Source organism: Armatimonadota bacterium (genome assembly GCA_022563855.1).
Taxonomy (GTDB): domain Bacteria; phylum Armatimonadota; class Fimbriimonadia; order Fimbriimonadales; family Fimbriimonadaceae; genus JADFMN01.
Genome location: JADFMN010000019.1, coordinates 1 through 12,191 on the forward strand (window position 1 = coordinate 1; position 12,191 = coordinate 12,191).

Annotated in this window: 11 protein-coding genes; 7 read left to right on the forward strand and 4 right to left on the reverse strand. The window is 60.2% G+C overall.

Going from position 1 to position 12,191, the window contains the following annotated elements:
- The 3 genes from IH944_14540 to IH944_14550 all read left to right on the forward strand — a co-directional run.
- Positions 1-410: hypothetical protein (locus IH944_14540; protein MCH7905771.1), on the forward strand; the 410-nt coding region annotated here is incomplete at its 5' end.
- A complete protein-coding gene (locus IH944_14545; GenBank protein ID MCH7905772.1) occupies positions 407-1,327 on the forward strand; it encodes an endonuclease/exonuclease/phosphatase family protein in 921 nt (306 codons plus the stop codon). The genes IH944_14540 and IH944_14545, both read left to right, overlap by 4 nt.
- 334 nt (positions 1,328-1,661) lie before the next feature.
- Positions 1,662-2,969, forward strand: a complete 1,308-nt coding sequence (locus tag IH944_14550; protein ID MCH7905773.1) for a Gfo/Idh/MocA family oxidoreductase — start codon at positions 1,662-1,664, stop codon at positions 2,967-2,969.
- Positions 2,970-3,159: 190 nt separating this feature from the next.
- On the opposite strand, the gene IH944_14555 is transcribed toward IH944_14550, so the two are convergent.
- A complete protein-coding gene (locus IH944_14555; protein ID MCH7905774.1) occupies positions 3,160-3,972 on the reverse strand; it encodes an SBBP repeat-containing protein in 813 nt (270 codons plus the stop codon).
- Between the two features lie 177 nt (positions 3,973-4,149).
- Between IH944_14555 and IH944_14560 the strand changes: the two genes are divergently transcribed.
- Positions 4,150-6,480 (forward strand): glycoside hydrolase N-terminal domain-containing protein, encoded by a 2,331-nt coding sequence (locus IH944_14560; protein MCH7905775.1) that lies wholly within the window; start codon positions 4,150-4,152, stop codon positions 6,478-6,480.
- Positions 6,481-6,667: 187 nt separating this feature from the next.
- Here IH944_14560 and IH944_14565 read toward each other — a convergent pair whose 3' ends face one another.
- Together IH944_14565 and IH944_14570 are read right to left on the reverse strand one after the other, a co-directional pair.
- Complete coding sequence (locus IH944_14565) at positions 6,668-7,396, reverse strand: sulfite exporter TauE/SafE family protein (protein ID MCH7905776.1); 729 nt, start codon at positions 7,394-7,396, stop codon at positions 6,668-6,670.
- Positions 7,397-7,658: 262 nt separating this feature from the next.
- A complete protein-coding gene (locus tag IH944_14570; GenBank protein ID MCH7905777.1) occupies positions 7,659-8,306 on the reverse strand; it encodes a hypothetical protein in 648 nt (215 codons plus the stop codon).
- A gap of 319 nt (positions 8,307-8,625) precedes the next feature.
- Between IH944_14570 and IH944_14575 the strand changes: the two genes are divergently transcribed.
- The 3 genes from IH944_14575 (at position 8,626) to IH944_14585 (ending at position 10,406) form a co-directional block, all read left to right on the forward strand.
- Positions 8,626-9,021: a winged helix-turn-helix transcriptional regulator gene (locus tag IH944_14575; GenBank protein ID MCH7905778.1), complete on the forward strand. Its 396-nt coding sequence runs from the start codon at positions 8,626-8,628 to the stop codon at positions 9,019-9,021.
- Positions 9,018-9,641 carry a cation transporter gene (locus IH944_14580; protein MCH7905779.1) on the forward strand — a complete coding sequence of 208 codons (624 nt, stop codon included), beginning with the start codon at positions 9,018-9,020 and terminating at the stop codon, positions 9,639-9,641. Before IH944_14575 ends, IH944_14580 begins: the two co-directional genes overlap by 4 nt.
- A 267-nt stretch (positions 9,642-9,908) precedes the next feature.
- Positions 9,909-10,406 (forward strand): hypothetical protein, encoded by a 498-nt coding sequence (locus IH944_14585; protein MCH7905780.1) that lies wholly within the window; start codon positions 9,909-9,911, stop codon positions 10,404-10,406.
- A 422-nt stretch (positions 10,407-10,828) separates the two neighbouring features.
- Here IH944_14585 and IH944_14590 read toward each other — a convergent pair whose 3' ends face one another.
- Positions 10,829-11,566: a PEP-CTERM sorting domain-containing protein gene (locus IH944_14590; protein MCH7905781.1), complete on the reverse strand. Its 738-nt coding sequence runs from the start codon at positions 11,564-11,566 to the stop codon at positions 10,829-10,831.
- Positions 11,567-12,191 lie beyond the last annotated feature (625 nt).

Sequence of the window (12,191 nt, forward strand, 5' to 3'; positions counted from 1 at the left end):
TGAGAAGTGAGCTGGTCAGCGCGGCGCTCGCCAGCGGCGCCATGACCGGTGCGTGGTACGACCCCAGCCACGACGGTGAAGGCTGGCTGATTGAAGTGCTGGCGGAAAATCGCGCACTGGTCACCTGGTACAGCTACGACCAGCAAGGTAAGCAGATGTGGTTGATCGGTGTCGGTGAGATTTCCGGCAGCATCATTCAGATCGATGAATTGCAGGTGACACACGGCGCCGTTTTCGGCCCAGATTTCGACCCGGAAGACGTCATACTGAATACCTGGGGTTCGCTGGAGATCGAATTCATCGACTGCAATTCCGCCACATTCACTTACCAATCAATCACCGGATTCGGTAGCGGCGCCCTGGACGCGATCCGCTTAACCAATTTGTCCGGCCTGGAGTGTGCGCCATGAGCAAGTTTTTACTGACCGCTCTCCTGTTCGCGGCCAGCGGCGCGGTCCAGGCGCAGGAGTTTCCTTTTTCGCCGGGCAGCGGTGAACTGCGCATCGTGACCTGGAACATTGAAAACCTCGGCAGCCGGACCCCGCGGCGCAGCGATGCGGAACTGGAATTACTGGCCGAACGGATCGCCAGCTTCGAGGCCCCGGTGATCGCCATCCAGGAAATTGGCAGTGGCGCAGGTCGCGCCCGGCCCGCGCTGGAGCAGATCCTGGCTGGTCTTGGTCCCGACTGGCGTGTGGTCGCCGCCGCTACGAGCAACGGGTTTATTTTCGATTCACGGGTCGTGGAACTGATCTCCAGTGAACAACTGGATCAACTGCAGGGGCCACAGTACAACGCATTTTACAGCGACTTTCCGAACTGGCAGAACGATTTCGGCAACGCCGGCGACCCGTTTACAACCGGCCGCAGCCTGCCGATGGCCGCAGAATTTCGCTTGATAGGAGCCGGCAGCGCACTGCCCGTGCTACTTCTGAGTAGCCACTTTCACGGCGGCTCGGATTTTGACTTGCAAAGGAGCTACGAGGGACAGGCGATCCAGGCGTGGATCGACGAGATTGTTCAGACCGAAGCCGCAAGCAGCCGGATTTATCTGCTCGGCGACTTCAATGCCGAACCAGGTAACTCACCGCACACTGAGCTGGGGATGTTGCGGCTGGAAAAGGAGAACACCACCAATACGGGGATTCTGTCTGCCGGCGGCATCGAACTAGACCACATCTATGCGACAGCCGATGGCTTTCCCTATGTCAGCCACGGTACCGCCTTTGTAATTCAGCCGGAACACTACTTCGAAACCCCGGAGGAATTCGAAGCGGTCTACAGCGACCACGCGCCGGTGCTGGTCGTTCTTGAGTGGCAGGGCTGAGTCAGGAGCGCGGACTCTCCATCCTGAGTGGATCGAAGGACCGCCCCCGACCATTGGACTCCTAGTCCAATGAACGCGAGCGACTGCCGGAACTCAAAGCGGGGATGCATCGGCGCACTCCCAAATCCCAACCCTGTGTCAAAAGGGCGAACGGCGCGATAGCCCGTGAGCCTCCGGCGCGATGTCGCAGGATCCATTCCTTCGTTGCTTCGACACGCTCAGCACAGGCCAAGCTCAGGACAGGCTCGCTCAAGATGACGTGCCACCCTCCAACCCGAACCAACCCGAACCGCCCCCAACGGTCATAATCAAACCAATTCGCGAGGTTTATAGAATGTCCGACAAACGCAACGATCTGACCCGCCGCTCTTTCCTCCGCACGAGCCTCGTCGGGATGGCCGCAGCCGGCGTCCCCGCATGGTTTGCGACCGAGGCCAAAGCCGCCGAGGCAGAGATGGTCTTCAAGCGGCCGAGGAAGATCGGGCCGAACGACACCATCAACCTCGGGCTGATCGGATGCGGCGGGCGCGGAGTGTCGGTCGCGCTTTGGCTCCACGGAAAGGAGGGCGCGCAGGTCGTCGCCGTCACCGACCCGGACGACGAGCGGGCGACTCGCAATGCATCCCCGCGCTTCGGCGAACAGTGCAAGAAGTACAGCCACTACAGCGAGCTGATCGCAGACCCCGCGGTCGACGCGGTGATCGTCGGCACGCCGGACCACTGGCACGCCAAGAACTCGATCGAGGCGATGATGGCCGGCAAGGACGTTTACTCCGAAAAGCCGATGACGCTGACGATCGACGAGGGCGAGCGTGTCGCCACGGCTGAGAGAATGTCCGGCCGCATCTTCCAGACCGGCACCCAACAGAGGAGCGACGGGCGCTTCAGGCTGGCCGTCGACCTGATCCGCAACGGGCGGATCGGAAACGTCAAGAGCGTGCAGACGCGCCTCGGCACCGGCCCAATCGGCGGTCCGTTCGAGCCGAAGCCCGTGCCCGACTTCCTCGACTGGAACCTGTGGCTCGGCCCCGCACCGTGGGTCGACTATTGCGAGGAGCGGGCGCACTACAAGTTCCGCTGGTGGCACGAGCACAGCGGCGGAAAGCTAACTGACTGGGGCGCGCACCACAACGACATCGTGCAGTGGGCGCTCGACCGAGACGGCGACGGCCCGGCCACGGTCAGAGCGACCGGCGTCAGCCAACCGACCGTCGGCATGTTCAGCTACAGCGCCTTCCCCGAGTTCAGCATCGACTTCGAGTACCCGGACGGCGTTACGCTGAACTGCACCGACGCGGGCGAGAACGGCATCCGGTTCGAGGGCGACGAGGGGTGGCTGTTCGTCAGCCGCGGCAAGATCGAAGCGAGCGACCAGAAGATCATCGACGACCCGCTGCCTGAATCTGCGCCAAGGGTATACGTTTCGAACGACCACGCGCAGAACTTCCTCGACTGCGTCCGCACGCGCAAGGAGACCATCTGCCCAGCGCACGTTGGCCACAGCTCAGTAACGGTCTGCCACCTGGCGAACCTCTCGCTCAAGCTCGGCGGGCGTCAGCTCCAGTGGGACTCCCTGCTCCAACGCTTCCGCGGCGACGCACAGGCGAACAGCATGGTAAAGCGCGACTGGCGGGACTACTAGCCCGGACCCGATGGTGCATTGCTAGGACCTCGATGATTGCGGGCTACCGCAAGCCGGGCTCCCTTTACTCTGACCGGAGATCAACAAACGGGGGCTTCCCGATCCCGGACCGGGAAGCCCTGTCAAGTCCTCAGCTTGCGTCAAGCACTGTGTCCCGAAGCCAACGTAATCAGATTGGGCAGAGGCGCATCTACGGTGTGATTACCCAGACCGACTGGTCGAAGCTGATCAGCCACGGGAAGAAGAGCACAATACCGGCTTCTTTGTAGCTGACCTTTGCCTTCATATTCTTCGTGCCCGCCTGGATGAAGCGCTCCGGATTCGTCGTGATGCTGACCTCGACGATCGAGTCCACAGTCGTCGCGATCATGAAGTCGACCTGCTCGTAAGAGTTCGTGTCGTAGTTCCACAGCTCGATCCACTGCCCGATGTTGTTGATCTCGGCGTGAGCCTCTACCCTGAACCGAAGCTCGGAAGGCGTCTCGGTCGGAGCGGTGCCCTCTATGACGAGCTGCACCTGCCGCTCAGACTGGTTCAGCGTGATCCCCGGCCTAACCCGCATCCAGCTGTCGTCGCTCGCGAACGGATCGTTCAGTCCGCCGCCGGTCAGCATCCCGCGGAACAGGAAGAAGCTGTCCGGCGGCACCGTGACCGCCTGTGAGCACTTGATCGTTGCGTAGTCCCGGTCCGTGCCGGAGCCGACCGATTCGCCTGTCACATACACGTTTCCGGCGCTGTCCACTACAAGCGCCAAAGCTCGATCATGATTGTTGCCCGGGCCGCTGTAGCGCATTTCCCAGAGCTGGTTTCCATTCGTGTCGTACTTCAACGTCGCGTACTCCCTGATCAAGCCGGAGCCATTCGACCAGCCGGTCACATACACGTTGCCCCCGCTGTCGACAGCAAGCGCACGGGCTTCATCGCGCGCGTTGCCCGGGCCGTTGAATCGCCTTTCCCAGAGCCGACTGCCTGCCTCTCGTCGCCTAGCCCGCAAACCCAGCACGCCGCATCGTCAGGTGCCCGCAACCGCATTGCGGCGGCTGTTTAGACTCGAAGCTGGGTCGCTGTCATGAGATCTCGGCTACAATCTCGATGTCCGAAACAGTGTCTTTGCAAGTCCGCCATGGCCGACACCTCATCCTATTCGTTTTACTTTGCCGTATGTCTGGCCGTTGCCGCTATGCCGAGTAGCATCCTTGCCCAATTTCTACCACCAGACCGTGGGTTTACCAGCTCACAACCCGCCGAGACGTGGGAGCATGGGCTGATCACTGGCAACGGTACGATTGGGGCAAACGTCTTCGGCCGGCCGCTCGATGAGACGGTGATCTTCACGCACGAGCGGATGTTCTTGCCGCAGGGCCCGCCGACCGTACCGCCGGACAACGGAGCACGGATTGGCGAGATCCGCGCGCTGATCGCCGAGGGCAAGTACAAAGAAGCGACGGGGCTCGCGTTCGAGTTCTCGGGGCAGCGGAGCTTTATGTACCCCGACCCGTTCGTTCCTGTGTTCGACATGAACATAAGGATGGACGGCTCGGTGGCGGACGACTACATGCGGGCGGTCGACTTTCAGACCGGCGAAACGATCGTGCGCTGGTCGGACGAGCGCGGCGAGTTCGAGCGGCGGTTGTTCGTCTCTCGTACTGACGGCTTTGCGATGATGAAGATTAGCGGGCCGAAGGGGCAAGTCGGCTGCACTGTTTCCTTAAGCCCTCGCAAACCCGACGAGAAGTTGGGTGAACAGACCGTCGACAATTCGAACAACCGGTTTCTGCGAAATGTCGCCGACATCGAGATTGAAGCTAAAGGGAGCACTCTAACGTGGCGCAACACCTTTGCGAATGCATACCCGGGGAGCATCCAAGCTATCGAGGGCGCCGTCTACGCAGCTGTGTTCGGCGGGAGAGTAGTTGCGAAAGATGGCGAGCTTATCGTTAGTGGCGCCGATATGGTCTATCTGCTGATCGACATCGAACCGATCTACGATACAGCTGACTCAAGGGTCTGGGAGATGGCTCTCGATCTCGAAACAACGCCGATGAACTACGAAGCACTGCTTGATCTGCATGCGGAGATCCATGGAGAGCTGTTCAATCGGATGCGGCTCGACCTAGGCGGGCAAGAGCACGGCCTCACGACAGAAGAACTGCTTGAGAAAACATCGAACGACGAGTTGAACCGCACCTTGATCGAGAAGGAGTTCGACGCGGGGCGGTACAACATTATCTGCAGCACGGGCGAACTGCCGCCGGTGCTGCAGGGCGTTTGGGGCGGGACCTATGTGCCCGGCTGGGCGAGCGACTTCACGCACAACGGCAACGTCCCGTCGGCGATCGCGAGCATGCTGATGGGCAACACGCCCGAGCTGATGTTGACCTACACGCAGTACATCGAATCGATCGTCCCAGGCATGGAGGTCAGCGCGAAGAACATCTTCGGCGCACGGGGAGTCGTGCTGCCGTCGCGCTCAACGACGCACGGTTACAACAACGCGCTCGCACCGAACTTCGCGGGTGGATTCTGGGTCGGCGGTGCGTCTTGGGCAGCGCACTTCTTCTTCGACTACTATCTGTATACAGGCGACGAAAAGTTCTTGCGGGAGCACGCGCTGCCTTTCATGGAGAAGGCCTCCCTGTTCTTCGAGGACTATCTGTACGAGGGGGCGGACGGCAACTACGTGTTTTCTCCGACCCAATCGCCGGAGAACACGCCGGGCAACACCGACTCTCAAGGATCATTCAACGCGACGAGCGAGGTCGCGATGGCAACGGAGCTGCTGCGAAACACGATCGCAGCATCCCGAGAGCTGAGCGTGAACGCGGACAAGATTCCTGTCTGGGAGGCGATGCTCGCCAAAATGCCGCCCTACATGATCGGTGACGATGGCGCGCTGAAGGAGTGGTCGACGCCGCTGCTCGACGACCAGCTCAACCACCGCCACTCGTCGCACCTCTATGCGCTCTTCGACGGCATACCCGATGAGATCACAGACAGCCCCGAACTGCAAGATGCGTTCAAAAGGGTGGTCGAGATCAAGCTTGACCGCCACTGGAAAGAGAGCTCGGGGTACATGTCGTTCGGCGTCGTGCAGCTCGGGCTGGTCGCCGCGAGCCTCGGCGAGAGCGAACTTGCCTACCGCTGCCTCACACACCTCGTCAACCGTTACTGGCTGAACAACCTCGCGTCGATGCACAACCACAAGTCGCTGTTCAACATGGACATCAGCGGCGGGATGCCAGCGGTGATCATCAAGATGCTGGTGTCCTCTGGGCCAGGCCGGATACAACTCCTGCCGGCGCTGCCGAAGGAGTGGAAGGAGGGCACGATCGAAGGCGTACTTTGTCGCGGCCAGATTGAGATCGATCGCCTTTATTGGAACTCGGACCGGATTGAGCTAACGATCACCTCGAAGATCGACCAGGTGATCGACATACAGTTCGGGTCCGCGAACTCGCACGTCGCTTCTCTCCGAGCCGGCCAGGAGACTAAGTTGGTTCTCGAACGCTAAAGCCGGGACTGAAACGTCGTGCGAGGCATCTCGCCTTGGCGCGAGCCGACCAATGCGTGCGTTGCAGCACGGCTATAGGCGTTCATCGCGTCTCGGAGGAAAGCCTGGAAATGACACCATCCTGAAGGGCGGAGCCACCCGATTAAGCGCCTCTTCCTGAACCTGTGAAGAGAGGGCGCACACAGCTCTAGCCAGCCCAGACAGCGCTGCCGACCAAGAACAGCCCCGCGACCACGAGCGCCACCTCCACCACGACGATGAATTGGCGCACTTCGAGGCGGTCGAGGATCTTCTTTCCGACGAACGTGCCGCCGATCATCACGAGACCCAGCCCGAGACCGAGCCGCGCCATGTCGGCGGAGAGGGCTCCGCCGAAATAGTACGTCCCGCTTCGTGCGAAGTGCCCAAGCAGCGCGCCGAGCCCTTCGGTCGCCACATAAGCCCCCTTGACCAAACCGTAGCTGATCAGGAACGGCGCGGCGATCGGCCCGGACGCGCCGCCGACGCCCGACACAAAACCCTTGACAAGAGCGACGAACGGCAGGTGCACGAGCTTTGCCTTCACGTTCCATCGCTTGACCAGCCGCCGGGTCGGCACCATGAGCAGGACGATCACGCCGACGATCGCGGTCAGCCACCGCTCGTCGATCCGCAGGAACATCTCCGCGCCGAACACGGACGCTATCGCGCCCGGTATCCCATAAGCCAAGAACGCCTTCCAGTCGATCTCCTTCCACGAGAAGAGCGCGCGCGAACCGTTGGCGAAGATCATCGCGATCGCGAGCACGGGTATCGCCTCCGCCGCACCCATCATCAGCGCCAGCACCGACAGCGCGATGACCCCCGTGCCGAAACCGACGACGCCGCCCAGCGTCGCGGCGGCGAAGATGATCGGGATCACGACGAGCCAGTCCACAGTTTCAGATTATGGGGGGCAGTCGTCGCGCAGTGTTACCATTCGAACCCGCAGGAACGGAACTTCCGAGCCGAGGAGGAGAGAGGGGGTTAACTTGAGCTACTCGTACGACGTGTTCCGCCTCTAGTTCTCGATCCCCTTGTGATCTCTTAGGAAAACGAAGGCGTGGGAGCGGCGGCAACGCAGCAGCTCAATTAGGCTACGCGTCGGGCAGCGCTTCCATGAGCTTTTCCACGGACGGAACTCCGCCCGGGTAGAACCGTCACGACGGGACGCCGGAGGCGTCCGGCGCCGGCGCACCCATCAGGTCCTTGCCGTCGATGAGGACGGTCGGCGTGCCGTAGGCCGTCCGCACATCGGCCTCGTCAACGTCGTCCATATCGACGATCTGGAACGCCTCTGGCAGACCCTTCCTCCGCAGAGCTTCCTCGAAGCGGGAGCGCATCAGCGGCGTCCCTTTGCATCCTTCCCTTGTGAGGAAGACGATTTCGTGTTTGGGGTTTATCATTGATTCAAAGGCGCGCTTGAGGCGCGCTGGGTCGAGCAGACGCTCGTCCTGGCCGAGTTGGTGCATCCAGAAAGACGGTTCGGGCGGCTTGCTTCCCCACGTCACTTCCTTGTCGTAGAGCAGATAGACGTCCCACGCCTGATTTTGGTTGCTCGGTAGGTGCTTCTCTGGGCCGAGGAACTCGGCCCGCTCTTGGTCGCTTGGCAACTGCAACGTTGAGCCGAGAGAGCTCGGGAGCCTCCTCTTCTCGTCCCAGTAGAACCTGAACCGCTCGTCGCCGCCAAAGGAGTTCGACTGTTGGACGGCGTCGTCGTGGCTCTCATGGCCGAGCATCGGAGCCCAGAGTACGAAGAACTGTGCTTCAGCGTCGGGAAAGGCCTTGGCCAGGTCGTCAAGTGCCACACTGGCACCGCTCAAACACAGACCTCAAGTGGGTGAGAGGACGGATACGACTCGGACTAAGCCCTTCGCCGCGTTAAAGTCCTTCTCAAAAGTGTCGACGAGCAGAGATGTGATCATCTTCGTTCCTCGCTGCAACCGGTATGGCTGCCAGCATGAGCTGCAAGTTCCCTCGGCATCAGGCAGTTCCGTCCTGTCAAGGTTATTGAGGCTGTCGCTGGCCAAAAACCATTCGAAGGCTACCTAGGCGCGCTAACTCCCTGCCTGGGCCTTTCAGACAATAAAGGAAACCTTTAATCGTCTTGCGGTGTTTATACCTCCAATGGCAGCATTTCTTTACGAAAGCTCGGTGGACTCGGTCCGCTGCGACGCGTACAACGACGACCCTACGAGGGTGAGGCGCGTCGCGGACAAGATGGCGAACCAGGAGGCTCTGACGGGACTTGCCGCGATCTGTGCGGCGTTGGGCAATCCGATACGGTCGGCGATCTATGCGGCGATCCGCATCGAGCCGCTCTGCGTCTGCGAACTCAGTGCATTGCTCGGACATACTTCGCCAGCGCTGATGCACCACCTTCGGCATCTCGACCGCGCGGGTCTGATCTCCGTTCGCAAGGAGGGCAAGTTCGCGATCTACGAACCGCTCTGCAGCACGGCTGACGGCATCTTTCGAGCATTCGACAAAGACAATTGCCAAACGATTGGAACAAGAAAATGAAAAACATCCTCTCTATCGCTGGGATCGCCCTCGCGGGACTCGGCGCATCCGCATGTTGCTGGATACCCGCACTGCTGGGTGCGGGCGCAGCCGGATCGCTCGGCATCGGCGCGGCCCTCACGCCGTATCGCCCCTACTTCCTCATCCTGACAGGCGTGTTCCTCATTTTCGGATTCACAATGGTCTACCGGAAGCCGTCGGCCGCAAGTTGCGACGCGACGGGCTGTCTCACTCCCCAAGCGGCCGTGAGGCGCAAGATCAACAAGGGCGTGATGTGGGCCGTCGCCATCTTCGCCCTCAGCTCGGCCGCCTATCCGTATGTCGGACAGGCAAGGCTGAACATGGCCAACGCTGCGAGCGAGAGCAATCAGCAGGCGTCCACCCTCCCGACGCAACGGCTCGTGTTCAACGTCGAGGGCATGGACTGCGCCGCCTGCGCGATACCGATCATGGAGAAAGTCGAAGAGGTTCCTGGCGTTATGTCGGCAACCGTCGACTTCGATGCGGAGGAACTCGTCGTGCAGGCAGGAACCCCTGCGCCGGCCACCGACATGATTCTGAAGGCCGTCGACGACGCGGGGTTCACTGCCGAACCAGTGAGCGACGAGCCCTCGCAGTAGCCCACGCTACAACCAGGAATAGACTATGAAGAACACACTCGAAGAGTTCGTCTTGATACCGTCGCTAGCCGTATTTGTTTCCATAGTTGGTGGAGAACTATGCAGGTCCAGTCGTGCAACCTCCGCAATAGAAACCTTATGATTAAACCACTAGCGATGCTCGCCTTGTTGACAGCACCGTGCCTCTTGCTCGCCCAAGCAGGCGGCGGATGACCGCTGTGAGCTGGCGGCGGGGCAGGTTCATCGACCAACCCCGACTCGGACAGTTTGTCCGAATGGAGACTAACGACGTTCGCCGTCCCTGCAGAGGGCGGCAAGTTCACGCGAACATACCTGTGGTATCGCCCGAATGAGCAGCCACGGCTGGAACTCGGGCTCATCTATCTTTGGAATCCTGACGTCTGGAGATTTGTCGGGAACTACATGGTCGCCACCGAAAGCGACGCTCTTCCGTCTGTCACGGCTGGGTTCGCATTCCAGGACACGTTCAGCGAACGGATCGCGCCGTACGTCACGTTTGCGAAGCACTTCTACTTGGACGAAGTCACGTTCGAACCGTACGTTGGTTTGGTGGATCGCGCGGACGAAAGCCACGTACACGGCATTTCTGGACTGAGAATCTCACATGGAGACGTGTTTGTAGGGCTCCAGCACACCGGGCACGAACTGAACGCGTACTTAGGCGCTGGATTCGGGGACTTCGTAGGATCGATCTGGGTCGGAGAGCGCCAGAAGTACGGCGTGACCTTCGGTTACAGGTTCTAACGGCACTCGCGCCGTAATGGACAATGACGCCATGTACTCATGGACTCATGGACTATGAAGCCGATTCTTGGCGATTCTAACAGAATCCAGACAGATCTGCTCGCAGACCGGTGAGCACGATGACGACAAGAACACTCATAACTGCGCTGGTCGCGCTGGCCGCAACCACAGGCTGGTCGGCCCAGTCCGACGACGAACCTTAGCTGCAGCCCATAACTCTCTCAGTTAGCGGGATGACTTGAGGCGGCCGTTCAAGCCGGTACGCCCCCACCGGCATTGGATGCGATCATAGCGGCCGTCGTAGAAGCAGGATTCAACGCCAAACCTGAGTGAGACTTCGACCGATATCTGCTGACCTGCGCATGACAACGCAAAACGCGCGACCGCCAGAAAGCTGTCGCGCGTATCTTGGCGATAGTTAGCTAGAGAGAGGTCTTGCGGCGTCGGCGACGGATCAGCAGCGCTAATCCTGCGCCGAGGGCCAGCATCGTAGCAGGCTCCGGTACGAGATTGAGCGACATATCGTCGTAATACATGACCGACGCAAAGTTCGACCAAAGGTCCACTGCACCGATTGCGAGATCGCCCGTTTGCTGCCACGGCTGATCGACGTACAACGACGTGTTGTTATAGGAGAACGACACCAGATCGTTGTCGAGATCGATCACCATGTCAATGGGCGCCCACCGATCGTATACGATCGGTATACTGCCGCTGCGGTCGGGTATATGCGAGTCCACTTCCGTGACCATCCCAGTCGTGTGATTGAACTGTGTCTGAGTCGACCAGTCTTTCGCGCCACCAACGTTGTACCGGTTCAGCATGATGAACCACTGCGTACCTGTGGAGTTCCCTGGGAAATAGGTCTCAGTATGGAGCAGATAGATGCCGGAGCCCGAAGCTGTAAACTCCTGCACCAAGTCCGACACAACGCGCCCAGGCCCCGTGCCATCGATGGCCAGGGAGTTCGGGGCGCTGTTTGAAAAAGCGTTTGTCACGAACCCCGTGGAATTGGCATCACCGTCCCAGCCCAGCCAGCCGCTTACACCGTGCAGGTTATCGCCATTCGAATAGCTTTCGAAATTGTCCGACCACGGTTGTGCGAAAACGGCCATCGGCACCAAAAGCACCGCAGCCACAAGAATAAAATATCGTTTCATTCGTTTGCTCCACTCCAAAAGAATCCAGACCTGTAATCAAGTACCGCTTGACCACGCTTTCTGAACCTACTTCAATTCCCCTGTTTACCCCAGGTGCAACCTGATTGCAATACCCTAGCGAAAACCTGGTAATTGTCCCGGGGCGCCCCGCCGGATCGGCTCGAAGGACCGCGCCCTCCCTTGCGGGCGCGCACGACGACGTAAAACGCGCGACCGCAAGAAAGCGGTCGCGCGCATCTTGCCGGTAGTTCGCTAGACAGAAGTCTTGCGGCGTCGGCGACGCATCAGCATCGCCACTCCTCCTCCACTTGGCCAAGAACAGCGTTGCTCACGCCGAGAACGGCGGCGATGCAGAACAGCCGAATGTTGATCCTGGAAGTATGACGCACTTCACTCCTCTCCGGCGCCGGACAGCGGCAGCAAGCTCTCAAGCTACCACAGCCAGATGAGCCCCGGGCTCGAACGCGCCCCGCAATCCCGGTAGATTCGCTAGGGGCGATCAGTTCCGTTCTGTCACGGGACGATCACCCACACGGTCTGGTCGAAGCTGATCAGCCAGGGGAACGAGAGCACTATGCCAGCTTCTTTGTAGCTGACCTTGGCCCTCATCTCCTTCGTGCCCGCC

Excerpts from the sequence above, each read along its gene's own strand:
- IH944_14545 (MCH7905772.1), top strand. The coding sequence starts at position 407 with ATGAGCAAGTTTTTACTGACCGCTCTCCTGTTCGCGGCCAGCGGCGCG.
- IH944_14550 (MCH7905773.1), top strand. The coding sequence starts at position 1,662 with ATGTCCGACAAACGCAACGATCTGACCCGCCGCTCTTTCCTCCGCACG.
- IH944_14560 (MCH7905775.1), top strand. The coding sequence starts at position 4,150 with ATGCCGAGTAGCATCCTTGCCCAATTTCTACCACCAGACCGTGGGTTT.
- IH944_14575 (MCH7905778.1), top strand. The coding sequence starts at position 8,626 with ATGGCAGCATTTCTTTACGAAAGCTCGGTGGACTCGGTCCGCTGCGAC.
- IH944_14580 (MCH7905779.1), top strand. The coding sequence starts at position 9,018 with ATGAAAAACATCCTCTCTATCGCTGGGATCGCCCTCGCGGGACTCGGC.
- IH944_14590 (MCH7905781.1), bottom strand. The coding sequence starts at position 11,566 with ATGAAACGATATTTTATTCTTGTGGCTGCGGTGCTTTTGGTGCCGATG.